This is a genomic window from Vibrio sp. 14G-20, assembly GCF_026241515.1.
Taxonomy (GTDB): Bacteria; Pseudomonadota; Gammaproteobacteria; order Enterobacterales; family Vibrionaceae; genus Vibrio.
Window position 1 is genome coordinate 1 of the sequence record NZ_JAPHPW010000031.1, and the last position, 24,509, is coordinate 24,509.

At 44.3% G+C, this 24,509-nt stretch carries 19 protein-coding genes; 10 read left to right on the forward strand and 9 right to left on the reverse strand.

Annotated elements, in window-relative coordinates:
* Nucleotides 1-268: 268 nt before the first annotated feature.
* From OQJ75_RS20120 to OQJ75_RS20135, 4 genes are all read right to left on the reverse strand, one after another.
* Complete coding sequence (locus OQJ75_RS20120) at nt 269-868, reverse strand: hypothetical protein (protein ID WP_265974648.1); 600 nt, start codon at nt 866-868, stop codon at nt 269-271.
* Complete coding sequence (locus OQJ75_RS20125) at nt 861-1,400, reverse strand: YaeQ family protein (RefSeq protein WP_019822856.1); 540 nt, start codon at nt 1,398-1,400, stop codon at nt 861-863. Before OQJ75_RS20125 ends, OQJ75_RS20120 begins: the two co-directional genes overlap by 8 nt.
* 117 nt (nt 1,401-1,517) lie before the next feature.
* Nucleotides 1,518-1,727, reverse strand: a complete 210-nt coding sequence (locus OQJ75_RS20130; protein ID WP_010430417.1) for a cold-shock protein — start codon at nt 1,725-1,727, stop codon at nt 1,518-1,520.
* Nucleotides 1,728-2,175: 448 nt separating this feature from the next.
* Nucleotides 2,176-3,261 carry a PQQ-dependent sugar dehydrogenase gene (locus OQJ75_RS20135; protein WP_265974649.1) on the reverse strand — a complete coding sequence of 362 codons (1,086 nt, stop codon included), beginning with the start codon at nt 3,259-3,261 and terminating at the stop codon, nt 2,176-2,178.
* Nucleotides 3,262-3,531: 270 nt separating this feature from the next.
* Here OQJ75_RS20135 and OQJ75_RS20140 point away from each other — a divergent pair, with 270 nt between their 5' ends.
* Nucleotides 3,532-4,725: a multidrug effflux MFS transporter gene (locus OQJ75_RS20140; RefSeq protein WP_260811837.1), complete on the forward strand. Its 1,194-nt coding sequence runs from the start codon at nt 3,532-3,534 to the stop codon at nt 4,723-4,725.
* Nucleotides 4,726-4,831: 106 nt separating this feature from the next.
* Here the strand turns inward: OQJ75_RS20140 and OQJ75_RS20145 are convergent, their stop codons facing one another.
* The gene (locus tag OQJ75_RS20145) at nt 4,832-5,617 is read right to left on the reverse strand and encodes an ABC transporter ATP-binding protein (protein WP_265974650.1); all 786 of its coding nucleotides are present in this window, start codon (nt 5,615-5,617) and stop codon (nt 4,832-4,834) included.
* Between the two features lie 77 nt (nt 5,618-5,694).
* On the reverse strand, nt 5,695-6,456 hold the full coding sequence (locus OQJ75_RS20150) for a siderophore ferric iron reductase (RefSeq protein ID WP_248376740.1): 762 nt from the start codon (nt 6,454-6,456) through the stop codon (nt 5,695-5,697).
* A gap of 218 nt (nt 6,457-6,674) precedes the next feature.
* Here OQJ75_RS20150 and OQJ75_RS20155 point away from each other — a divergent pair, with 218 nt between their 5' ends.
* From OQJ75_RS20155 to OQJ75_RS20185, 7 genes are all read left to right on the forward strand, one after another.
* Nucleotides 6,675-7,625, forward strand: a complete 951-nt coding sequence (locus OQJ75_RS20155; RefSeq protein ID WP_265974651.1) for an AraC family transcriptional regulator — start codon at nt 6,675-6,677, stop codon at nt 7,623-7,625.
* Nucleotides 7,626-7,788: 163 nt separating this feature from the next.
* Nucleotides 7,789-9,912 (forward strand): TonB-dependent siderophore receptor, encoded by a 2,124-nt coding sequence (locus OQJ75_RS20160; protein WP_265974652.1) that lies wholly within the window; start codon nt 7,789-7,791, stop codon nt 9,910-9,912.
* Between the two features lie 91 nt (nt 9,913-10,003).
* Complete coding sequence (locus OQJ75_RS20165; protein WP_265974653.1) at nt 10,004-10,957, forward strand: iron-siderophore ABC transporter substrate-binding protein; 954 nt, start codon at nt 10,004-10,006, stop codon at nt 10,955-10,957.
* Nucleotides 10,957-12,951, forward strand: a complete 1,995-nt coding sequence (gene fhuB, locus OQJ75_RS20170; RefSeq protein ID WP_265974654.1) for a Fe(3+)-hydroxamate ABC transporter permease FhuB — start codon at nt 10,957-10,959, stop codon at nt 12,949-12,951. Before OQJ75_RS20165 ends, fhuB begins: the two co-directional genes overlap by 1 nt.
* 237 nt (nt 12,952-13,188) lie before the next feature.
* A complete protein-coding gene (locus OQJ75_RS20175) occupies nt 13,189-14,001 on the forward strand; it encodes a crotonase/enoyl-CoA hydratase family protein (protein ID WP_265974656.1) in 813 nt (270 codons plus the stop codon).
* A gap of 93 nt (nt 14,002-14,094) precedes the next feature.
* Nucleotides 14,095-15,270: an OmpP1/FadL family transporter gene (locus tag OQJ75_RS20180; RefSeq protein WP_265974657.1), complete on the forward strand. Its 1,176-nt coding sequence runs from the start codon at nt 14,095-14,097 to the stop codon at nt 15,268-15,270.
* Nucleotides 15,270-15,959, forward strand: coding sequence for a hypothetical protein (locus OQJ75_RS20185; RefSeq protein ID WP_265974658.1), 690 nt, complete (start codon nt 15,270-15,272; stop codon nt 15,957-15,959). Before OQJ75_RS20180 ends, OQJ75_RS20185 begins: the two co-directional genes overlap by 1 nt.
* A 113-nt stretch (nt 15,960-16,072) precedes the next feature.
* Here OQJ75_RS20185 and OQJ75_RS20190 read toward each other — a convergent pair whose 3' ends face one another.
* From OQJ75_RS20190 to OQJ75_RS20200, 3 genes are all read right to left on the reverse strand, one after another.
* Entirely contained in the window at nt 16,073-17,671 is a 1,599-nt protein-coding gene (locus tag OQJ75_RS20190) for a bifunctional aspartate transaminase/aspartate 4-decarboxylase (RefSeq protein ID WP_265974659.1), read from the reverse strand.
* A gap of 147 nt (nt 17,672-17,818) precedes the next feature.
* Nucleotides 17,819-19,537, reverse strand: a complete 1,719-nt coding sequence (gene aspT / locus OQJ75_RS20195) for an aspartate-alanine antiporter (RefSeq protein ID WP_265974661.1) — start codon at nt 19,535-19,537, stop codon at nt 17,819-17,821.
* A gap of 146 nt (nt 19,538-19,683) precedes the next feature.
* Nucleotides 19,684-19,944: a hypothetical protein gene (locus OQJ75_RS20200; protein WP_265974662.1), complete on the reverse strand. Its 261-nt coding sequence runs from the start codon at nt 19,942-19,944 to the stop codon at nt 19,684-19,686.
* Nucleotides 19,945-20,187: 243 nt separating this feature from the next.
* Between OQJ75_RS20200 and OQJ75_RS20205 the strand changes: the two genes are divergently transcribed.
* Together OQJ75_RS20205 and OQJ75_RS20210 are read left to right on the forward strand one after the other, a co-directional pair.
* On the forward strand, nt 20,188-21,339 hold the full coding sequence (locus tag OQJ75_RS20205) for an efflux RND transporter periplasmic adaptor subunit (RefSeq protein WP_265974664.1): 1,152 nt from the start codon (nt 20,188-20,190) through the stop codon (nt 21,337-21,339).
* Between the two features lie 9 nt (nt 21,340-21,348).
* Nucleotides 21,349-24,396, forward strand: coding sequence for an efflux RND transporter permease subunit (locus tag OQJ75_RS20210; protein ID WP_265974665.1), 3,048 nt, complete (start codon nt 21,349-21,351; stop codon nt 24,394-24,396).
* Nucleotides 24,397-24,509 lie beyond the last annotated feature (113 nt).

The following is a 24,509-nucleotide window of genomic DNA, read 5'->3' on the forward strand; positions in this document are numbered from 1 at the left end:
CTCCGTTATTACTTAATTGTAGTTGCAATAACGGGGCGGACCATACATTTTTGTACTTGCAATGAAGTTAACTACAATAACTACGAATGTCATCACTCCCTAGACTGAAGAATGAGCGACTCCTTAACTTTTATCATTCCCTAAAGTAAGGAACGAGCGTAATAGGGAATCTGCTTTTTCGAGGAGAGTTGTTTGATTAGGACGGAAATTAGATGCGCTCTACAGAATCTATAAAGCGCAAATTGGGGTACAGCAGCTGGTGGAATACTTAAGAAAGATTAAACAAACGCTTTAAGTGATGAACAATACCTGATGGTTTGTTCTCGGCTTGATAGATGTTCAAGCCATCATAAAAACTCGCCATGAACTCTACGCGAATCTCATCATCACTGCTTCTCGAAATGCGAGACAGTAGCGTCGCGGCTATAGCAGCATGATCATTGGCTAGGCTGTAATCCATTCCTAGTCGTCCTTGAATGAACAACCATAAATGCGTCACTAATTTTAACTGCTGAGCGTTAGAGTTTTGAAACTTGTCGCCGTGCTCACTGCCTACTGTATTATCGAAGACACTTTGCATCGCTTCGTTAGCGTCTTTATTACTCTCAAAACGATAGCTTGCGTCGATATGCTCTTTGGTCAACAAGCCAAGCAGTGTCTGACGCGACGAGTTATCAGGCTTATTCTCACAAGCGTGTTTAAACAGGGCATGATTTGCGTCGATAAAAGACGCTAGCTCTTTTTCAAAACCTGTCGCAATCGCAGTTACTGAGTCTAAACCAGACTCTTTCAAACAAACGTAGAGTTTAGTTTTGGCTTGCTGGTTTGCTTCAAGTTTCTGCTGACTGTTAGTTGGTAGCTCAGTCATTACTCTGTAGCTCTTCCCACGTTACTTCAGCTGATTGCGTGTCGCTATTTACGAAAGCAGAGTTACCTGACAGCATTACTGAAAGATCCATTGTGCGTTGCGTCATTGCAGCTAATTGCTCAATACCATCGTTGTCTAGACGAACGATCTGAGCTTTTAGGTAACCGAACTTACCTTTGTTCTGCTCCCACCAAACGTTTGATTTCGTGTTAAAGCTGAATACACGCACTGATTTAGATAGGCGAGTTGCCTTCTTAACACGTTCTGGATCCGGTTCGCCCACATCAACCCATTCTAGAATTTGATCATCTAACGATTTCTGCCATAAATCGGGTTCTTCAATGCTAGACAACCCTTTAGTGAACTCAAGTTCAGGAGACGCATTGATACAGAAAGCCATGATACGAGCCATCATTCGCTGTTCTGTTTCTGAAGGGTGTTGTGCAACCGTTAGATTAAAAGAATCGTAATAGTCGCGATTCATATCGGTTAGAGAGATACGAAACTTGTAGATTGTCGGTTTAAGAGCCATTGAGGGGGTGTCTTAGGTAGAAATAGTGAAGGGGAATATTACCTTAAATCTCTGAATAGCGGGTAAAAAAATAGCCAGCAGAGGCTGGCTATTTTTAGAAAGCTTTAAAATACTAAATTAAAGTACTTTGATGCTGTCAGCTTGTGGGCCTTTTTGACCTTGAGATACTACGAACTCAACTTTTTGGCCTTCAGCAAGAGTTTTGAAACCGTCGCCTGTGATAGCAGAGAAGTGTGCGAATACGTCTGGGCCGTTTTCTTGTTGAATGAAGCCGAAGCCTTTAGTTTCGTTGAACCACTTTACTGTACCAGTAACTGTGTTAGACATGATGATATCCTAAAATTAAATTTTTATTTTGAGCCAATTGTGGCACTGATAGCGCGGAAAAGTTTATTGCTATTGCGTACAACACAACGGGGTTACTAGTAATCCAACGAAATGTTTATATACAAAGAACTTTCTTTCTAGCCGGAAACGAGTCTAAATCAAATCAGGGGATAGTCAATCGAATACATAGGGAAAGGTTGCAGAAACTTGGGGGTAGTCAAACTTTGCATTCCTTAAATATCATGGAGTTACAGTTGTATGGTGATTTCTTGTCGTTTTTGTGAAAAACATAGGTATGTTTGATGACGAAATTAGAGTTGTTGCACTGTTTTGGTACATTTTATTTTGTAGTGAGTAAGCCGCTATTTGGACTTTGAGCCCAGTTTTAACGGCTTGTATTTATAAATTTCGTTGTCAGTATCGTGTCTCTATTTTAAAGAGGGTCAGGCTATTTTTTCAGTCGGTAAAGGTTGCCGTTATCAGTACTAAAATAGATGTCACCGTTTGGTGAGGTTTCGATGTCTCTAATTCTTTCCCCTAAGTCCTCTAAAATGCGCTCTTCTTTTATTGCCTTACCTTTCTCGTTGACTGTGACGATATTGATGTGGGTAAGTTTGAGTGCCCCTGCCAACAGTTTACCTTGCAGTTCTGGGTATTTCTCGCCTTGGTAGACGATCAAACTTCCCGGTGCGATTGAGGGAATGTATATCTTTTTAGGTGCTTCGATGCCTTCTTTGGTTTCCGAATCACCAACGCTGATAGGGCCCCAATACTCTTTGCCGTGCGATGTCACTGGCCACCCATAGTTAGCACCTGCTTTTATTAGGTTGATTTCATCACCGCCACGTGGACCGTGTTCAATCGACCAAAGTTTTTGACTTGGGAAATCATAGAAAAGCCCTTGTGGGTTGCGGTGACCGAAACTCCAAATCTCATCGAGAACCTTGTCGTTATCTGTGAAAGGGTTGTCGCTTGGTATGCTCCCGTCAGCATTTAACCGCAATATCGAGCCAGCATGGGTTAAGGTGTTTTGGCCGTTGTCTCGATCACCACGGTCACCGATCGAAAAATACAGGTGGCTATCATCAAAGGTGATACGGCTACCAAAGTGACGTCCGGTGTCAGTTCTCGACTTGGAAACAAACATATCTTGCCAATTGGATACTTCATCATCTTTGTATGTAGCAGAAGCGAGTGTGGTTACGCCTTCACCATCGACGTCCTTACTGTAAGTGACGTAGAACTTACCGTTTTCAAAAGGAGAGAGTGCGATATCCAATAATCCACCTTGGCCTTTAGCCCAAACATTGGGCAGCCTGAACAGTGTGCTTTGATCGCCTGTTTTTAAATCGACATGTTTAATGACGCCTGATTTTTCGGTGACTAGCATGGACTTATCGTTCACATAAGCTAAACCCCAAGGGATCACGAGTCCGTCAGTGATCTTTTCTGCTTGCCACGCAAATGCTGACGTTATAGGACCAGAGGCAAGCAGCGCCAAAGCACATGAAAAAATACGGTGATGAGTGTTCATTGAAGTCCCTTGATTATGAGCATCTAGTGTTAGTCTAGCGCCTATGACCGGTAGGCGGAAAGCCGAGGTTGCTGAAAAGTGACTATTCACATATTTAGCTGAACGCCTATTGTATGATTATACAAGCTCACGTATGTTTACTGTGCCTTTCTCTATTTGATCCCGTCGGAGCATTATGAACAACTCGCCAGCAGCATTTTTGCTATTTTCTCAGTTTTTATGTTGTGAGTTAGATACGCACGATTTTTCCTCGAATGGACGAATTAAACGATGAGTCGTAGATTTGATTTTAAATCGATCTTACTTGCGTGTTTGGTCATCAGTATTGGCCAGCTCAGTATGGGCTTGGTGTTCCCTTCTTTACCTTGGATCGCCAAGGATTTTGATGTCTCGCTAGAGCAAGCTCAACTTCTGGTGAGTGTGTATTTATTAGGCTTCGGTCCTTCCCAGTTTATTTATGGCCCCATTTCCGATGCTTTGGGACGTAAGAAGGTACTGTTGAGTGGCCTGTTGATCGCCATGCTGGGACTATTGATGATCATCTTCTTCAGCCACTCGTTTACCAGTATGGTGATGGGGCGATTCCTGCAAGGCTTAGGTACTGGTTGTTGCGCGGTACTTGCTCGTGCTTCCACGCGAGACCGATTCAGTGGGGCAGATTTACCGCTCGCGATGTCTTACATTGCAATGGTTGCGTCTATTACACCTTTGATTGCGCCCGTTATCGGCGGCTTTATCAACTTCCATTTTGGCTGGAGTATGGTGTTTATCTCACTACTTGGCTATGTCTCATTGGCTTGGGTGGTATTGGCGTTCAAGTTTAAAGAAACTGTTACTCAGGTCTCGGCTATCCCTTCACCGAAGAAAATGGTTTCTCAATATAAAGAGCTACTCACTTCTCGTTATTTTATGAGCTTCGCGAGTATCGGTTGGCTTAACTTTAGCTTGATGATCACCACTGTGTCGGTGATGCCGTTTATCATGCAGAACCAGATCGGCATGACGTCAGATGAATACGCGATGTGGGCGGTGATTCCTGCATTAGGCATGCTAGGTGGAACAAGCTTATGTAACCGTATTCGCCCTATGCTTGGTAACAAGAAAACTCTGTTATGTACGCCTGTACTGCACGTTGCTGCGGCGTTGTGGCTGTTCTTCTGTCCACTCGATCCTTTATATCTCATGCTTGGTCAGTTCTTGATGATCCTTGGTAATGGTATTGCGCTGCCTTGTGCTCAGGCATTAGTGATGTTGCCTTATAAGAAGAATGCAGGCGCGGCGGCTGCGATGTCTGGCGGCGGGCAGATGGTGGTGTCTTCCATGGTGAGTATGGGGTTAGTTCAATTAGGGCTGGGAGAAGCGTGGCATTTATCGCTCGTCATCATGCTGTTCACATTGATTACCCTGTTTAACATTTTGCGTGGCTTTAGTAGCCAAGAAGCCAGAGATTCTCAGCTTAGCTAGTGAGTTAGAATTAGTTAGCGAATTTAAACAGAAAAGGCCATTGAAGTGATGAATTTCAATGGCCTTTATAATGTTCAGCGTTTGGGTTTAACTGTCAGAATATAAGTTATTCGCAGACCACGGCGACTTTCTCGCTTGCGGCTGTTTTGGCTGGAACTGGGTGGTCGATCAGTCGGATAGGGGACTCATACAGTGCCGATAATGCCTGTTCATCGAGTAACTTATCGGCACTGCCTTCAAATGCGATCTGACCTTTCTTTAAAGCAACGATGTGTGTCGCGTAGCGCAGCGCAAGATTCAAGTCGTGTAAAATAACGATCACCCCAACATTTTCTTTTTTGTTGAGTTCCGACAGTAAGCCCATCAGTTGAAATTGATGATGAACATCCAATGCAGAGGTCGGTTCATCAAGGATCAATACCGGCGACTGTTGAGCCAGTAGCATAGAAACCCATGCACGTTGACGTTCACCACCAGACAAATCATCCGCTAATGCTTGTGAGAATTCAGTAACCCCAGTTCTTTCCATTGCTTGTTGGATGATCGATTTATCTTCTGAATTCCAACGGCCTAATGCCCCTCGCCATGGAAAGCGGCCTAAACGAACCAGTTCTTCGACGGTTAAGCCAGCAGAAGCTGGGAGTTTTTGCGGTAAATACGCAATCTTCTTAGCTAAGTCTTTGCTTTTTAATGAAGAAAGAGAAGTGCCGTCTAATTCAACGCTGCCATGATCCGGTAACATCTGCCCTGATAGCAAATTAACGAGTGTAGATTTACCTGAACCATTATGGCCAAGAACGACAGTGAGTTCATTGGTCGGAATCGTAAGGTTTTCGATTGATAGAATGGTTCGTTCATCACGAACAATTTTGATGTTTGAAAGCTGAAACATGTCAGTCCTGTGCCTAGACCAATAAAGCGACTCAATGAAATCAAACGAGCTTTATTGGCCTTTAAAAATAGAGGGTGTTATTGAGCTGCTTTTTTGTTGTCGGGATGTCTTGGACAATCGTCGCAATACTTTCCTGATTCGCATTTGTAAACTAAGCAGCAGCTGACTCTGATTAGCTTTAGCATGCCCGAATTAGTATCAACCTTCAGGCTGTCCAAATGACTTTCTGACAATTGGCATGCTGCTAACCAAAGCTTAGCTTGTTCAGTGATATAGTCGTTGGTTAGGCTTGGTTCGTGTTGCTGAAGTTTTATCAAACTGCCTAACAGTAGGTCAGCCAATAAATGATTGGTAAACCCCGGACGAATACGTGTCCATTCACTTATTTGGCTGCGATAAAACTCAGTGAGTGCAAGTATGGCTTCGCCAGCTTTAGGTATCAATTCCTCAGGTGAGCCGTGTTGATGATCACCATTAAAGAAGCGATATCCTGTGACGAACTCTTTGTACCTAAACTGACCGATATTCTTGATATCAGGCAGGGAGTGAAGGCCGTAGATAGAAACGAAGGTCACATAGATGGGCTGCCAGCAGACGAGATCCCAAGTCCGGGTCAACCAATAAGCTTTACCTGCTTCTGTGTGATTTTCCGCTAAGCCATCGTAAACACGTTTGATCTCGATATGGCTCTTCTCATTCGTCATTGCGATGCTTCTGCTGCTCAGAGATCCATAGCTGCCGCTTAAATAAGGCGTGACTTGTTTAGAGTAAGCGAAGATTTTTTGGTGTAGAGAAGGCGCTCTCCGACGAGTGATGATGTTGTGCAGCTGGGAAAGCATCATAAACCATTAAATGAGAATCAGTTTCGTTATCATAGCGAACCTTCTCGAGGATAACCATACAAAATGGAGCATACCCGCGGAGAACTCGTTATATAAGATATTTATAAATTGAGCATGCCTTGGTCATTTTAAGTGATAAAAGTCGCTTTAAATGATAAAAAGTATTTCTGAATCTAATATGTTGTTACCACTACCGAGAGTTTGAAAGCTTGAATATGAACACACCTGCATTTGACCGTATCAGCCGCGTCTTGGCTTATATCCATGCGAATCTTAGTTCTGCGTTATCTCTAGAAGATATTGCAAAGCAAAGCTGTTGGTCTCGCTGGCAACTGCAAAGAGTGTTTCAAGCCGAAACAGGGCTTACTGTGGCTAACTACGTGAGAGAGCTAAAGCTGAGCCAGGCTGCCGAAGAGCTACTTGATGGAAGAGAGCGTGTCATTGATGTTGCACTTGGGCTTGGGTTCAACTCAGAAATCAGTTTTAGTCGTTCCTTTAAGCAGATGTTTGGGGCAAGCCCAAGCCAATATAGAAAAGCGGGCAAAAGAGTTGGACTAAGAAAGCCGATACAAGTTTCTGAAACCGTGAGTGCAGAAGAGAAAGGCGCTCTGAGTTTTGTTGAGGTACGCATTGATGAAAGAGAGTCTTTCCTTGTTAAAGGTATTACCTCAGAAATAAGCGGCTTGTTTTCACTGACCCAAGATTTTGCACAAAAAGTCCCTCAATTGTGGTCGCGCTTAGAAGGCGAAGTGAGTTTGCCCGATGACAACGCATTACAGTTTATTGGTGTTGTCGATCTCACTCAGTCATGCTTTGACGGGACTAACATTCATTATTGGGCAGGGGTCGAGCTTCATGATGGAGTTTCAATTCCACAACTACCAAGTCTCATTTCTGACAAGTTAGAAGTGCTGACCATCCCCAAGCAAACCTATGCCGTGGTTAAGCACTGCGGGCCTATAGAGAATCTGCGACATACCTTGAGTTGGTTTGTGCTGAATTGGATGCCGAGTTCTGGTTATCGTGGCCTTGATGGTTATGAGCTTGAAGTGTACCCATTTGGCTATCAAGCCCATGCTACTAATGCAGAAATGGAGTACTGGATCCCTATTATTAAATCGCAGTCATATCCTCGCATTTCCTTCCTAGCAAAGCCTTCATGTTGATAGGGTCAATTGTATTTTTAATCATCAATTGACCTATATTTCATTAAAATAGGCCAAGTTCTTTTTGAACTTGCACCAAATTGTTAATTATCCCATTCATAGATACATACAATGCAAATGAGATTTATTATTATTTATATTAAGCATTGGTACCGAGGGAATCATGACCACTCACACTCGTTTTAAGTATTCATCACTTGCAGTAGCGTTGCTCACTGCATTTTCAGCGCAAGCCTTGGCGGAAGAGACAGCTACAGTAGCAGATTCGAATGTAGAAACTGTTACGATTATGGGTAAAGCCTATCGTAATACCGCGACTAAGTCGGCACTTGAGCCAGAAGAAACGCCTCAAGGTATTACCGTTATTGATGAAGAACAGTTAGAGCAACGAGGTGTTCAATCTTTGAATCAAGCCCTTCGTTATGCACCGGGTGTTGTAACTGAAAACCGTGGTGGTTCTGTAACCATGTTCGACTCTTACTCTATCCGAGGATTCAACACCAACAATGTAAACTACTACGATGGTCTTTCTCTACAGTCCTTGAATGGCTGGAACTTACAGCCGCAGATTGATCCTATCGCAATGCAACAAGTTGAGATTTTTAAAGGTCCAACATCAGTGCTTTACGGTGCAATGCCACCGGGTGGTATGGTGAACATGATCGCTAAGGCTCCTCAAACTGAACAATCAACGAAGGTGGGTGTTGCCACAGGTTCGAGAAACCTACAAGAAGCTTCGATTGATACGACAGGACAGTTTGGTGATAGCGACTTTTCATACCGTTTGATCGCTCTTGCGCGTAAACAAGATAGCCAAGTTGATAACGCTGAAGAAGAGCGTTATTTGATTGCTCCTTCTGTCGATTGGCAAGTAAGCGAACAAACGTTAATCAACTTTAACCTTTACTACCAAAACGACCCTTCTATGGGCATTAACTCAGCAACGCCTTTGGATGTATTGAAAGCGAGTGACCCTTCGGTTTCTATGGGTGATAAGAACTGGAGTAAGTTTGAGCGTGAAGTTCTTATGGTGGGTTACAAAATTAACCATGACTTTAATGACAGCTGGACATTCCTACAGAATGCTCGCTATACCGATGCATCTCTATATCAAGAGAACACATATCACCTTAGTTACGATCCAAGCACACCAAACCAGTTGACTCGAGCGCTCTATTCAACAGATGAAAGCTTCAAAGGTTTTGTTATTGATAACCAGTTGAGCGGTATCGTTAATGTTGGTTCAGTAGAACACAACTTATTGCTTGGTTTAGATTACCAAGACATGGATGGCAATGTTAACTACTCAGCTTACAGTGCGAATGGCAGTGGCTTTAATAGCTTTGATCCATTAAACCCTAACAACGATCTGCTTGACCGTAGTGACGTTACAAAAGAAAACGAATACTTAGATGACACGACGTCAAGTCAGCTGGGTTTCTACGTTCAAGACCAAGTTCGTCTGGACGCATTAGTACTGATTGCGGGTGCGCGATTTGATCACTACAAATCTGAGAGTGATTACTACGCTCATGAATCTGATCACAAGCAGTTCACTTACCGTTTAGGTGGCTTGTACCAGTTTGATAATGGTTTAGCACCGTTTGCAAGCTATGCGACTAGCTTTGAACCAGCTCCGGGTGTCGATAAAGCAGGTAACGAATTCGACCCAGAGAACGCACAACAAGCAGAGATCGGTGTGAAATACCTGTCTGACGATATGTCGAAGGAAGCAACAGTTTCTCTATTCCATATTGTTAAGCAAGACATGTTGATGACAGACCCGACAAATGTTTATGGTCCAAGGATCCAAGTCGGTGAAGTGGTATCGCAAGGTGCAGAACTATCTGGACGTTGGTTCGCAACAGAAAACTTCGATATTGCGGCTTCATACACATATGTTGATATGGAAATTACCGAAGACTCTAGCAACGGTTTAGAAGGTACGACGCCAATCTATGTACCTGAACACACAGCTAACATGTGGGCTAACTACAATGTATTTAACGGCATGCTAGCGGGTTCTCGATTCAGTGCAGGTGCTCGTTACGTTGGCGAAATGCAAATGGACGCAAGCAATACTCAAGGTAAAGTTCCGTCTTACACGGTTGTTGACTTGTCGGTGGGTTATGATTTGGGTGCAGCAAGCGATACGCTATCTGGCGCAACAGCGAACCTAGCGGTGAACAATATTTTCAATGAAGAATATTACGCCTGTTACGACCAATCGAACTGCTGGTTCGGTGCTGAGCAGTCTGTAGAGCTAAGCGTGAACTATGAATTCTAACTAGGTTAGAGTGATCAATTTTAAAGCAGCCTTCACTGGGCTGCTTTTGTCGTTTGAAGAAATATAGAATTTAGATTGAGTAGGCAACAGTATGAATTTACAACGAATAGCTTCCCATTTTTCTAAAGCAAAGAGCTTGAATACAAACCTGGTAGTAACCGTATTAGCGAGCGCTTTATCGTTTAATGCGATGGCGGATTATCAAGTTGAAGACAGCGAGGGCGTTAAAACCCTTGAAGGTCAGCCTGTTAGAGTGGCTGCGTTGAACTGGGACATTGCAGAGCAAGTGATCGAACTTGGTGTTACTCCAGTCGCGGTGCCGGATATTGCTGGGTATAGCGATTGGGTTGTTCAACCTGCGATTCCTGAAGGCGTGACGGATATTGGCACTCGAACTGAGCCTAATTTTTCTGCTTTGAAGAAGTTAAACCCTGATGTGATTCTTATCGCTTCGCCTCAGAAAGATCTTCAGGAACGACTTTCTGAAATCGCGCCCGTGCTTTACTACCAAACATACAGTGACCAGCACAGCAATGCAGCGGCTGCTATCGAGAACTTCAAGAAGATCGGACAGTTGCTTGGTAAAGAAGAGCAAGCGAACCAAAAGCTGGCCGTAATGGATGAGCGTATCGCTGTCCTTAAGGCTGAACTGGATAAAGCGTATCCGGGCGACAAGCCGAAAGTGACCTCTTTTCGTTTTGCGAGCACCACTTCGGTGTTCATTTACGGCGATAACTCTATTCCACAATATGCACTTGAGCAGCTAGGTTTTGAAAATGCGATGGATCTTCCTGCAAGTCAGTGGGGCATCAGTCAAAAACGCATGACCGAGCTTAAGAACGTGAAGAACGGTATTGCGCTTTACTTTGAACCTTTCCCATATCAAGACAAACTAGACCGCTCTCCGGTCTGGAAGAGCATGCCCTTTGTTCGTAATGGTCAATCTAGCCCAGTGGCAGCAAGTTGGAGCTACGGTGGTGCCATGTCGATTTTGTATAACGCGGAAGCTATGGCGCAATCGTTGTTGACGCTATCGGAGCAATAATGAAATCCAGTGGTTTTATGATGGGGGCTGCGCTGCTTTGTGCTGCCCTTGTTCATTTATGGTTAGGGCAGTCGGAATTTGGCCCTATTGGAGAGTTGCTTCAGCAAGTCTCACAGATCAGTGACATCGCGACATTCAACTCAATGGTTGATGATTCATTTGAGTTGATGGCGTTAGCCTATGTCAATTTACCTCGCTTGGTGATGGCAATCTTGGTTGGCGGAACACTTGGCACCATCGGCAGCTTGTTTCAACAATTGACACAAAATCGCATGATGTCGCCGCTAACCTTAGGTACATCGTCAGGTGCATGGCTTGGTCTGGTTATTCTGAATGTGGTTGCGCCGATGTTGGTCGCTCAGTATTCAGTTTGGTTTGCGCTAATTGGTGCGCTGCTTGCAATGGGGTTGATTGTCTCCATTGTTGGCATCAAAAACATGAGCGGTTTACCGATTGTTTTGGCGGGCATGGCAGTTAACTTACTGCTGGGCGCATTCGCAACTGCGATTATTCTGCTTAACGACCAGTACGCACAGAACCTGTTTGTATGGGGAGCGGGCGATCTAGGACAGAACGGTTGGGAACAAGTACTTTGGCTGATGCCTAAGTTACTGCCAATCTTTGCTATTTTCCTGTTGGCTCCAAGAGTTTTGACTCTGCTTTCAATTGGTACAGAAGGGGCAGCAGCGCGTGGCCTTAACATCGGAACGACATTCTTTGTGCTAATGGCTATTGGAGTTTGGTTAGTTTCAGTGTCGATTACCTCGGTGGGCGTGATCAGTTTTATTGGCTTGATTGCTCCGAACATTGCTAGGCATCTAGGTTTTCTAAAGGCCAAATCTGAACTCATCGCGAGTTGTGTATTAGGTGCGTTATTACTTTGTATCACTGACAGTTTGGCGATCTTCTTGGCACAATGGTCTTTGGACATGATTCCAACAGGAACTGCAACTGCTGTGATTGGTGCTCCTGCATTGATCATTATTGCGAGAAAGCAGTTATCTGCTCAAGATCAGCTGTTTTTCTCGATGCCGAAAGGACCAAAGTTCATTTCGCCTTTGGCTTATTTCTTGTTGGGCACGATGATCTTCGGTTTGTTGGCGTTAAGCTCGCTCTCACTGCCTTCTTCCGATATCGGCTATTTTGTTATCCCAGACGCATTTGAGTGGTCGATTCGCTGGCCGAGAATGTTAACTGCCATATTCGCTGGTGGCGGCTTAGCGGTGGCGGGTGTGATTTTACAAAGATTGGTCTACAACCCGCTCGCAAGCCCAGATATTCTTGGTGTGTCGGCGGGCGCGGTGCTAGCTTTGATTTTCAGTAGCCTGTTTATGGGGTATTCGATTCACTCGCTAAGCCCGTGGGTAGCGTTTTTGGGCAGCGCGATTGCACTCTGTTTATTGTTGTTCCTTGGCAAGAAGCATCAGTTTGCTCCGTCTATCTTAATTCTGACCGGTATCTCGCTGACCGCGGTGTTAGAGGCTTTAGTGCAATTTTCCTTAACACGAGTTGGTGAGGGGAAATACACCTTATTGGCTTGGTTGGCAGGCTCTACGTATCGCGTTGAACCTGATGCGGCAACGATCATGGCTATCGTGGTCACCGTTTGTATTGGTGTTGCTTTGCTGCTGAGTCATTGGGTAACGTTAATTGCTACTGGCCGACAGTTCGCGAGTGCGAGAGGGCTAAACATCAACATCGCCTACGTGGCATTGTTGTGCATTGTTGCGATCTTATGTTCGGTCGTGACAACCACCATGGGGCCTGTCGCGTTTGTCGGCTTGTTAGCTCCGCATATCGCTGCAATGGTGGGGGCTCGTTTGGTTCGAGAGCAGATCATCTTGTCGTTTTTAATTGGTGCTGCTCTCATGCTATTTGCAGACTGGTTAGGTCAAGTCGTGGTATTCCCAGCTCAACTCGCCGCAGGGACGCTAGTTTCCATTATTGGTGGTAGCTACTTCATCTTCTTGTTATTGAAGTCTCGAAGAACATAGGTTCTGCCAATGACCTAAAGCCATTGGTAATAAAACCTATTGCTAATCAAAGCTATTGGCGAAAAAGCTACGAATGAAAAGCAGTGAATGGAGCGATCCATCACTGCTTTTTTATTGATGTCGTTTGTGTAAGGGGGCGGTGTTAAGCAACACAGGTCTCGCTTCTTAATGTGCAAGTTTGGCATATGTTAATAAAATGTATAATCTAAAGGTCTGACCACTTATAAGGTAGCCACCATGCCAAACCTCGATCGTATTACTTGTTCTATCGATGAAAACCAAATTGCGACGGTTGTGTTGAATCGACCCGATAAGCTCAATGCTATTGATATGGCGATGTTTGAAGCCGTTAATGACATGATAAGTGAGCTCAAGAAGAACAGAGATATTCGAGCTGTTATTGTTAAGGGCAGTGGTTCCGATTTTTGTTCTGGCTTAGATGTTAAATCGTTATTGAACAGTAAAGTTGGGGCGATGAAGCTTTTGTTCAAATGGTTACCGACATTACCTAATGCTGCGCAGCACTTTTCGCTTGGTTGGCGAGAGATCCCATGTCCTGTCATTTTTGCGATTCATGGTCGTTGTTGGGGAGGCGGCCTTCAATTAGCCAGTGGTGGTGATTTTAGGATGGCCAGTCCAGACGCGACTTTCTCGATATTGGAAGCCAAATGGGGTTTGATTCCAGATATGGGAGGTGCCATCGCATTTCGTGAGTTGATGCGCAAGGATCATACGTTAGAAATGGCGATGACGGCCAAGGTGATCGACAGTGAAACAGCAAAAGATTATGGGCTGGTAACCAAGATTGCCGAAGACCCTTACGCTGAAGCTTATGCGTTAGCACTTGAGTGTGCGAATCGGTCGCCAGATGTTGTCGCTGCTAATAAGAAACTCTACAACAAGACTTGGTGGTCAAACCCTGGCATGGCCGTGTTTTACGAGACCTGGTATCAGATAAAGGTAGGGTTAGGCAAGAATAGAGCAATCGCTGCTCAACGTGAAATCAACCGCGACAAACCACGCCCTTACGTCGCGAGAAAGTTTAAATAACGTTTGTACAGGAATAATCGATATTCCCTTTTTTTATAGGGCTTTGCGGTAGCCTTAGAGTAATTTAATGTCTAAGGCTGAATGAGCACCCTGATGAACAAAACTTTTACCTACTCTCTAGCTGCCACCGCAATATTTACAAGTTTAAACGCTTTCGCAAGCGGCCTGTTTTTACAAGAGGCCGTTGTTGCCAACGCGGGTACTGCTGGCGCAGGTGATGGTGTTTACACTCGATCTGCTGCTGCGATGTGGACGAACCCTGCCACTATGTCTCATATGGGCGAAAGCAAAACGACCATCAACACCATGGCGTTTGATCTTGAGATGAAATATAAAGATAACCAAAATTCTAGCGGCGATGGGAAAGGGCATTCAGTTCTTCCTTCATTTGGTGCCTTCCACGCGCATCAAGTTACAGACAAATTGCACCTTGGTATTGCGCTCGGTGCTGTTGGTGGTTCGAGCCTAGATTACGGCAGTGATTGGGCGGGTGCTGCGCTTCTAGAAGATATTACTCTAACTGCAATGCAAGTGAACCCATCACTGAGTTATAAGCTGAATGACCAGTGGTCGGTAGGCGCGGGTGTGCAATTTAGCTGGGGTGCATTCCAACAAACGACATCGGCATTTACTGCAAAACAAGACACTGATTGGGCTTACGGTTACAACCTTGGTGTAATGTTTACACCAAATGATAAATTTAAGCTGGGTGCGAGCTACCGCTCGAAGCTAGAGCATGAATTTAACAATGAAATAAATGGAAGCTTGCTGCTTAATTCGTTATCAACGGATATTATCTTGCCTGAGATTATCGACTTAAGTGCAAGCTATGCATTGAACTCTCAGTTAGATTTATTAGCAAGTGTTCAGTTACACCGTTGGAGTGAATGGGACACTACTGTTTTAGATTTTGGAACCCCAATTGGGGGGCTCCAGCTCGATCGTGACTGGGATGACGTTTGGAAGTTTGCTGTCGGTGCTGACTACCAACTTAATTCTGACTGGCGTTTAAAAGCAGGCTTCTCTTACGAAACGTCTCCACAAGATGACCCGTCAATGCAATGGGTTGATCTACCTGTAGGTGAGCAGTACCGATACTCGGTAGGTGCTTCAACGTATTGGGATGATATCTTGATCGACGTGTTCTACGAATACGCTGATTTAGGATCAGTTGATATGAATCGTAACTTAGCCGATACATCAGCTACATTAATTAATGGATCATTCGATGGCCGTATCCACTTTGTTGGCGTTAGTGCGACCTTCTGATGACATTACGTAATCTATTACTTGTTGCTACGGCAACGCTCGGATCGATGGGTGCTTTTGCTGAAGAGAAGCACCCTGACGACCCGACTAAAATCGTGACCAAAGCGGGCGTTGCTTATAACGAAGATTTGCAGTTCTCAGGCTCTATTGGTTTAGATGAAGCGCGAATGATCAATGCTCGTGTCAACGCGGACGGCGAAGAGTGGCGATTAGGCGGTTCATGGCTGTTGCCGATGGGTATTGTGAACTTCAACTTTAGCCGTTCTGAATATGACAACGATGCTTATAAGAATAACTACAGTATTGGCACATTTATACCACTGAGCTATTTCGATATTGAGCCGTTCGGTTGGCAAATTTTCCCCATGGCTGGTTACAGCTATAATGACGGCGAAGTAGCGGTTTTCGATGACGATAACGTTGGTTCTGACTATGTATTGATGCCGAGCTCAACACACGGTGGCTACATTGGTGCGTTTGGTTTAAAAACGATTACTGATGAATGGTCTATCATGGGCTTCGGTGGCGGTTCAATGGGGTCTGATGATTATTCAGGGTATTGGGCAGGCGTCGGTGCTAGCTACAAGTTGAGTGATGCTCAATCATTCAACTTCTTCACTATTTTTGCTGAGGATGACTTTGGTGAAAATAACAGTGTTGGTGCGTCTTACACCTATGAGTTCAAATAGTTATTCTCATATATCGTCTTAGATAAAAAGAACTGAGTGTAGGCTCACTAATTTAGTGAATCTACACTCAGAATTTATCGCTTTTCTATGAGATTTCTAGGGCTGAGGTCGTGTTAGCAAGCCGCTTCGTAACGTTCAACATAGCTCTGCATTACCGCGTTCATCGCTTTCGTGATATTGGCGTATTGAGCTTCCTCTAGGTTAGCGAGAGACACTCGCAGAGACCACGTTGGCGCATCAAAACCTGCCCCCGGCATCACAATCACGCCATGTTCTTCTGCAAGGCGAACCAAGAAATCCAACGGCTCATACGTTTCTTCTAACCATGCGAAGAAGTCGTTGCTGTGAATCGTTTGAGCAATCTCTTTTAGATCAATCTCCACGTAATAGAACGCACCGGTTTGATCGCCTTCGGCAACGATTGGCGCGGCTAAGTTCTTCTGCATTAGAGTGTGGTAGCGACGACGCACAATTTGTTTTGCGAGTCGTTTGTACTCTTCGCCATCCTTCATCAAAGACAGTAGCGAGAACATTGTCATTTGGATCTGCTGAGGTGTTGAAAGACCTGCGGTATGGTTCAATGCCACTGCACGGCTGTCTGCCACCAAACGGTCAATGAACTTAATCTTACTTGGTTCAAGTGCAATGCCTTGGTATCGCTGAGATAACGTGCTTCGAGTGTCTTCTGGAAGATCACGAATCATGCGGTCGAAATTATTGTCTTCGTGCACGCCAATCACGCCTAAACGCCAGCCTGTTGCACCAAAGTACTTAGAGTACGAATACACTAGAATCGTGTTCTTCGGAGCCAGCATTGCTAATGATGTGAAGTTATCAGCGAAAGTGCCATAAACATCATCAGTAAGAAGGATGAGGTCAGGGCGACGGTTAGCAACCTCTGCAATCTTATAGAGTGTCTCATCGCTTAATCGAACCGAAGCAGGGTTGCTTGGGTTAACCAGGAAGAAAGCTTTAACACTTGGATCGTTCAGTTTTTCTAATTCAGAGTCTGGAATTTGCCACGCAGACGCTTCATCCGCCATGATTTCAACTTTGTTGAGCGCGTAATCTTCTAGCTCTGGCATTTCGATATACGGAGTGAAAATCGGCGCACCAATCGCGATGGTGTCGCCAGGGTTTAATAGTCGGTTGCTCTTTAGCGTGTTAAAGATGTAAACCATGGCCGCTGTGCCACCCTCAACAGCAAACAAGTCAAACTTCCCAGCAGGCAGTGGTTGTGATCCTGCCATCTCTTTTTCTATGTATTTACGTGCGATCAGCTCTGAGTACTTAAGCATGCGATCCGGGACAGGGTAGTTATTGCCTAAAATGCCTGCAACCCATTCATAAATAAGGGCATCACCGTCTACGTGATATTGATCTGTGATGAACTGAAAAGCTTCAATCAAAAACTGTACGCCTTCTTGTTCTTCGTGTTTCTCACAGAATTGGAGGAAACGCAGGCTAATGTCTTCCTTTTCTCCCATGCCGCCAAAGCCTTGGTAACCAGAGAAGGTTGCTTTTGACTCTTCAAGCGCAAACATACCGAGTTGGAAAAAGGCTTCACGAGGCGCGGTCGCGACCCAGTTTGGGTTACCACGACCAGCGTTGATCATGGTTTTTTCATGTGAATGCTGGGCAAGGTCGATCAGTGTGTTTTTTACTTCGAATGGGCTTAGTGTTTCTAGGCGTTTTTCATCTGTACGTTTCATAGTCGTTTCTCTTTTAATTTGTTTAAGATCCAAGTTTGTTGGATAGATAAGTGAGTCATTTCTTTGAGCAGCTAGTCTGCTTGGCTAGCTGCTGTGTTAAGTCGTTAATTAATAAGTTGAATCATCAATTGGTTGATTCGGTGCTGATTACGAGATTTTGGTAATTAGGTTGATGATGATCGGACCCCATAAGGTGAGGAAGATATTGGCAACCGCATAAGTCATCGTGAAACTCGGTACCGGTGTGCTGTTTTGTGTTTTTTCTAGCAGCGATGCGAAAGCTGGGTTAGCGCTGCGGCTACCTGCGACAACGGCTAAGGCTTCTACCGGGTTCTTGATTTTCAACACGTAGTAGTTGAATAGGAACGTCAGTATTTGAGGGATAAGAGTGACCAATACACCAAGCAGCAGCAGGGTTACGCCATTTTGTTTGATAGCCGTCAGTGCTGGAGCACCTGCATTGATGCCCACAACGGCAACGAACACAGCAAGGCCAAAGGTTTGCATGAAGTTAGCGGCACCGTGGTTAATGCTGCCCAGACGTGGTGTGCGCATTCTTAAGTAGCCAACCAATAGTCCAGAGACCAAACAGCCTAAACCTGAACCTAGAGCGATATGAGAACCGCCGATGGTGAAACCAATCTCGCCAATCAGATAGCCAAGCACCATGCCGAAAGACATTGTCACGAAGTCAGTTACGCTTGGAAGCGGGCTGTTGTAGCCGACTTTTTTGGCTACTTTTGCTAGGTCTTCTTTTTGGCCGACAAGAGTGACTTCATCACCAAGGTGAAGTTCGGTTTCTGGTAGCGTTGAGATGTCGTGCCCCATACGAGAAACCTGTGTCACGTATACGCCTCGACGTACGTTCGCATTGGTTTCATCACGCAGTTTACGCAGAGTAACGCCAGCGAGTTTTTTGTTGGTCAGTACGATTTTTTGTCGTGTGTGAACCACATTGTTTTCTTCACTAAATTCACCTAGCTCAACACCCAGTGAGGTCACTTTAGGGAATGCTTGAGTTAAGCCTGTAAGGTAGACTTTGTCGTTGGCAGCTAGGATTGGGTTTTTGGTCAGATCTAAGCTTGTGTCTTTGTCTTCATTTCCTCGGTGAATCGCTTCAATCGTTAGGTCTGCATTGAACGCTTCTTCAAGCTCAAGCACGCTTTTGCCAACAAATATTGAATTGCTACCTACTTGATAGGCACGTGATGACACTCGGCTTAGTGCTGAGAATTCCCCTTCATTTAACTGTTTGCTGCCAGAACCCATTTGTTCAGCGAGCTTTTTCGCTTCTTTAGTGATGTTCCAACCCATCACCATCGGAATGAGTGACATCATTAGAATCGGACCAAGAGAGCCGAAGATGTAGGTGATCGAGTAACCCACAGCCACGTTTGTTTTAAGTGTTGAGGTGACATCTGGTGCTAGGTTCAGCTGATCAATAGCATTACCTGCAGTACCTATGATTGCCGATTGTGTTAAGCCACCAGCCGCAAGGCCCGCTGCTAATCCTTTGTCTAAACCTGCCCACTTAGCGAGTAAAACGACAGTAATCAGCCCGACAAAGGTCATCACGAACGAAGCAAATAAGCGTGTGAGTGAAGAGAGGCGGAATGACGAGAAGAATTGTGGTCCGCCGTTGTAACCCACCATAAAAATAAATAAAGCAAAGAAGATGCTTTTTACTTCGTTAGAAATCGCGATACCGCCGATCTGACCAAGTGCTACAGCAACAAGCAGTGAACCTGCGATTCCACCTAATTCAAACTTACCGATTTTAATTTTACCGATTAAGTAACCGAGACCGAGTGATAAAAAGAGCGCTATAAACGGATAGTCTCTAAGTTGTTCAATAATATATGACATAGTAATCCTTGAATGAAATAGCATCATCATTGACTCGCTATTTCATTTTTTAATTTGGTTTAACGTTTGATTAAGCATTAATCAACATTTGGTTGATGAACTGATCTAATGCTTTATTTTTAATAATCTGGGCTTCATCCAGTCTTCTACTTTTTATGATGCAGTCGCGATGATTTTTTATGGTCATGCATTTTATTTTTGTGATGTTTATCATGATGACCATCAGAATGGTGATTGACTAAATGCTTATGACCTTCTGGGTCGCCACCATGTTGACCAGAATGAGAGGGTTGATGCTCTCTATATTCTAAATGGTCTTTATTATGTTTATGGGTAACATCTTCTCCATATATACGTTTCATCTTTTCTTTAATAGCGACTTTAGTGTGATTAATTTGATTCGACATAGTTAACTCGTTTATTTGTTTAAGGAACGATGAGAATTATATCGATCGAGAAAATAGATAAATCATGTTCAAATAAAATAGCAATAAAACAAAAATTGAGTATCGATTGATGTTTTTATCATAAGTGTTTGATTTTTAAAGTTTGATTTTTATTTTATATAACATTCGGTGGATGTTATATGAGTTTGATTTATTGGCAGTGTCGATAGATAGAATGACCAGACTTAAAAAAAAGGTGAACACATGAGTAAGTATAAAGGCGTTATTGTCGGGTCAGCTCTTTTTATATTACTGTCTTTTGTATTTGGCTTTCACTATGTAAAAGGTGAAATGATCAAAGAGAAGGTCGCTAATTTCAAATTGCCAGCTATATCTGTAACAACGGAAAAAGTAAATCAAGATACTTGGGATAAAAGTTTAAAAGTCATTGGTAACATTCATTCTAATCAATCTATTGATGTGACGAGTCAAATGTCAGGCCAAGTAAAAGAGATTCTCTTTACTTCAGGTCAGCAAGTAAATAAAGGTGATGTTCTTGTTAAATTGGATGATGCGTTATTGAAATCCAACTATAAGAGCCAGATATCCAAAGTTGAATTGGTAAGAGTTGAATTGATGAGAAACAAATTGCTCCTTAGAAATAACAGTGTTTCAAAAAACTCGGTTGATAAGCTACAAGCTCAATTTAATGCTGAAGGTGCAAAGCTGGAATATATTGCTACGCAAATTGACTACATGAAAGTGAAAGCGCCATTTTCTGGCAGCGTTGGGATTCGTAATATCGATGTGGGTGACTTTATTAATTCAAGCACAGCGATTGTCGAGCTGGAAGACAAATCAAAGCAATATGTCGATTTCTCTATTCCAGAGCTTTATTTACACGATGTGAAGGTAGGGCAAGATTTACAGTTTTATTCAGAAGCAACGAACGATGAAGTCTTTCACGGCACGATTTCTGCCATTGAACCGAGCTCAGACAGCAACACGCACAATATCGAATTGAGAGCCATGGCTAACCAAGCTGTGCCGTTAGAGGCGGGTATGTATGTCGACGCTACGTTAATCACATCAGAATCGGACACTATCGTGGCGGTACCTTCTGTTGCGATCAGTTACACCTTATATGGGAACACCGTGTTTGTGTTGGATACGTCGACTAAAAAGGCCAGCGAACATTCGAGCAACGATGCATCACCATTTTACGAGTACAAGGTTGTGCAGCGCACTGTTGAAGTCGGCCCTAAACAAGGTGGCTATGTTGGCGTGGTTTCGGGCTTGAAAGAGGGGGATGTGGTTGTGACTTCAAACCAACACCAACTCAAGAATAGTGGATGGGTTCTGGTTAATAACCAACATCCGCTGATTACTGACAAAAGTACTAAGCAAAGTAACTAGGAAACTCCCATGACATTTACTGATGTATTTATCAAACGTCCAGTTTTAGCTACGGTATTAAGCCTTGTACTGTTGGTGTTAGGTCTTAAAGCCTTTACCTCACTGCAAGTGCGCCAATATCCAGAAATTGAAACGGGCGTTATTACCATTACAACGAGTTATCCAGGTGCCAGTGCATCCAGCGTTCAAGGGTATGTGACGCAGCCACTGCAGGCAGAAATTGCTCAAACAGCGGGCATTGATTACATGACATCGGATAGTGCTCTGGGTAAGTCGGTTATCACGGTTTATTTGAAGCTAGGGTATCCGCCGGATAGTGCTTTGACCGAAATTTTGTCTCTCGTGCAGCAAGTGAAATATAAGCTGCCGTCGGGTGTATTGGACCCGAGTATTCTTAAATCGACGTCTCAATCTCCGATCTTATATGTTTCATTTTCGAGTGACACATTGAAGACGGAGCAAGTCTCGGACTATGTGAGCCGCGTAGTTAAGCCGACTTTCTCTACTGTTGAGGGGGTGTCAAAGGTCGACATATTGGGGCAAGAAGATTTTGCAATGCGAATCTGGCTGAACCCTCAACGACTGGCTTCATATGGTCTGACGGCTGAAGATGTTCAAAACGCGCTTCGTGCAAATAACATTGTGAGTGCGGCGGGCAAGTTGCAAAACCCTTATATCGAAGTTGATATTAACGCTCATACCGATTCAAGTTCGGTAGACGATTTCAAGAACATGGCTTTGAAAGCGCATGACGGGCAACTTGTGCACTTAAAAGATGTGGCGACGGTTGAACTAGGCGCAGCAAACTATGACTCAGACGTTGAGTTCAATGGTGTGACTACCGTATCAACGGCGATCAGCAATACGGCAACGTCGAACCCGCTAACGGTTGTTGAAGGTATTTACGAATTGCTTCCGCAGATCCAAGCAGGCTTACCTGATGGTATTAAAGCGGATGTAATCTATGACTCGACTAAGTTTATCGAAACCTCAATTGATGAAGTAGCAAAAACCTTAATCGAAGCCGCACTGATCGTTGTCATCGTTATCTTCGCCTTTTTGGGCTCAATGCGAGCGATGTTGATACCACTTGTAACGATTCCTTTGTCATTGATTGGCTCTATGTTCTTCATGTTGAGCATGGGCTTCAGTATTAACCTGTTGACGCTGCTTGCCATGGTATTAGCAATATCACTGGTGGTTGATGATGCCATCGTTGTTGTAGAAAACACCTTTCGCCACTTAGAAGATGGCACCAGCCCAATTAAGGCTGCAATAGACAGTGCTCGTGAAATTGCAGGCTCGGTTATTGCGATGACCATTACATTAGCCGCAGTGTATGCGCCGATTGGTTTCATGGGAGGACTCACCGGCAAGCTGTTTACTGAGTTCGCATTCACTTTGGCGGGTTCAGTACTCATTTCGGGTTTCATCGCCTTAACACTAACGCCGATGATGTGTTCAAAACTGCTTAATAAATCGGTTCTCGACGGAAAACTGGTTAAGAAGATCGATGCAGTGATTGAAGGCGTAACAGAGCGCTACCGAAAAGTGCTCGAACATGTGTTGAACAACCGTGTTTATATTTGGCCTGTGGTAGGAACGTTGCTGATCAGTTTGGTGTTCATGTTCATGAATACTTCATCGGAACTGGCACCTGAAGAAGATCAAGGCGTGATGATTGTGATGGGGCAAGGTCCCGCTCAAGCGAATACCGATTACATTCGCCACTTTACTCCGGCTCTGATTGACTTTATCAGCAAGAACGATGAAGTCGAAATGACCATGCTAGATAACGGTTACATGAACAACAATGCGTTCTTTGGTTTGGGTGTTTTGAAAGATTGGGATTCGCGCGAAGCAACGGCTAAAGAGGTAATGCAACGTTTCGAAAAAGAGAGCTCTGTATTGCCGGGTTTGCAGGTGTATACCTTCTCTCCACCTGATTTGCCAGGCACACCGCAAGGCTTGCCATTCCAGATGGTTCTGAAAACGCCAACGGGTTCTTATCAGGATCTCTATCAGTACGCTGAAAAACTGAAAGAGTACGCGCAGAAGAGTGGCAAATTCATCTATGTACAAAACGACCTGAATTTTAATAAACCACAGGTAGAGATTCGCATCGACCGCGATAAAGCCGCTCAGATGAACGTGAACGCTCAAGACATTGGTACCGTGTTGTCTCGCTTTATCAGTGAAGGCTTCGTGAATTACTTCTCGATGGATCAGCGCAGTTACCAAGTTATCACTCAGGTACCTAACGAGAACCGTAACTCTTGGGATGATTTGAAGAACTACCACGTACGCTCCAACACCAATGAGATGGTACCGCTGGCGTCATTGATTGAAATTAGCCAATCAGTGCAGCCATCGAAAGTGGATCAGTTTCAACAGCTTAATAGCGCCATGATTGAAGCGAAAATGATGCCGGGAATCAGTATCGGTGAGGCTTATAAAGTGATGGAAGAAGGGGCGGCGAAGATATTGCCTAAGTCTTATACGACGGATACTTCGGGTCAGTTGAGACAGTTCCTACAAGAAGGCTCGTCACTGGTTACGACGTTCTTCCTCGCGCTTGTGATTATCTACTTGGTTCTGGCGGCTCAGTTTGAAAGCTTGCGAGATCCCTTAGTGGTATTAACCAGTGTGCCACTGTCTATCTTTGGTGCTCTGATGCCGCTGTATTTGGGTATTGATACGCTCAACATATACACCGAAGTGGGGCTGGTGACCTTGATAGGCTTGATCAGTAAGCACGGTATTTTAATCGTTGAGTTTGCTAACCAAATGCAACAAGAATTGAAATGCAGCCGACGTGAAGCGGCCATTCGTTCGGCTACCGTTCGAATGAGACCAGTATTGATGACAACCGCAGCCATGGTTGTCGGTGTTGTACCACTCCTGATTGCAAGCGGAGCCGGTGCTCAAAGCCGTTTCTCGATTGGTTTGGTCATCACGGTGGGTATGTCGGTGGGTACATTATTTACTCTGTTCGTTGTACCAACGATATACACCTACTTGGCGGCAGATCACCGCGGGCAAGAGCAAGAAGTTTAGTCCGTTATCTGGCTGGTTACTTTAGTCGGCTAATACACATAGAAGCTTAATCAACACGAATCCCAATTTATGAGCCTTATCGCTTAGGGATTCGTGCACTCAAAATTTTGAAA

Excerpts from the sequence above, each read along its gene's own strand:
- OQJ75_RS20150 (WP_248376740.1), bottom strand. The coding sequence starts at position 6,456 with ATGCTTTCCCAGCTGCACAACATCATCACTCGTCGGAGAGCGCCTTCT.
- OQJ75_RS20185 (WP_265974658.1), top strand. The coding sequence starts at position 15,270 with ATGACATTACGTAATCTATTACTTGTTGCTACGGCAACGCTCGGATCG.
- OQJ75_RS20205 (WP_265974664.1), top strand. The coding sequence starts at position 20,188 with ATGAGTAAGTATAAAGGCGTTATTGTCGGGTCAGCTCTTTTTATATTA.
- OQJ75_RS20210 (WP_265974665.1), top strand. The coding sequence starts at position 21,349 with ATGACATTTACTGATGTATTTATCAAACGTCCAGTTTTAGCTACGGTA.
- OQJ75_RS20130 (WP_010430417.1), bottom strand. The coding sequence starts at position 1,727 with ATGTCTAACACAGTTACTGGTACAGTAAAGTGGTTCAACGAAACTAAA.
- OQJ75_RS20120 (WP_265974648.1), bottom strand. The coding sequence starts at position 868 with ATGACTGAGCTACCAACTAACAGTCAGCAGAAACTTGAAGCAAACCAG.
- OQJ75_RS20175 (WP_265974656.1), top strand. The coding sequence starts at position 13,189 with ATGCCAAACCTCGATCGTATTACTTGTTCTATCGATGAAAACCAAATT.
- OQJ75_RS20200 (WP_265974662.1), bottom strand. The coding sequence starts at position 19,944 with ATGTCGAATCAAATTAATCACACTAAAGTCGCTATTAAAGAAAAGATG.
- OQJ75_RS20155 (WP_265974651.1), top strand. The coding sequence starts at position 6,675 with ATGAACACACCTGCATTTGACCGTATCAGCCGCGTCTTGGCTTATATC.
- OQJ75_RS20145 (WP_265974650.1), bottom strand. The coding sequence starts at position 5,617 with ATGTTTCAGCTTTCAAACATCAAAATTGTTCGTGATGAACGAACCATT.
- OQJ75_RS20190 (WP_265974659.1), bottom strand. The coding sequence starts at position 17,671 with ATGAAACGTACAGATGAAAAACGCCTAGAAACACTAAGCCCATTCGAA.
- OQJ75_RS20140 (WP_260811837.1), top strand. The coding sequence starts at position 3,532 with ATGAGTCGTAGATTTGATTTTAAATCGATCTTACTTGCGTGTTTGGTC.
- OQJ75_RS20160 (WP_265974652.1), top strand. The coding sequence starts at position 7,789 with ATGACCACTCACACTCGTTTTAAGTATTCATCACTTGCAGTAGCGTTG.
- fhuB (WP_265974654.1), top strand. The coding sequence starts at position 10,957 with ATGAAATCCAGTGGTTTTATGATGGGGGCTGCGCTGCTTTGTGCTGCC.
- OQJ75_RS20165 (WP_265974653.1), top strand. The coding sequence starts at position 10,004 with ATGAATTTACAACGAATAGCTTCCCATTTTTCTAAAGCAAAGAGCTTG.
- OQJ75_RS20135 (WP_265974649.1), bottom strand. The coding sequence starts at position 3,261 with ATGAACACTCATCACCGTATTTTTTCATGTGCTTTGGCGCTGCTTGCC.
- OQJ75_RS20125 (WP_019822856.1), bottom strand. The coding sequence starts at position 1,400 with ATGGCTCTTAAACCGACAATCTACAAGTTTCGTATCTCTCTAACCGAT.
- OQJ75_RS20180 (WP_265974657.1), top strand. The coding sequence starts at position 14,095 with ATGAACAAAACTTTTACCTACTCTCTAGCTGCCACCGCAATATTTACA.
- aspT (WP_265974661.1), bottom strand. The coding sequence starts at position 19,537 with ATGTCATATATTATTGAACAACTTAGAGACTATCCGTTTATAGCGCTC.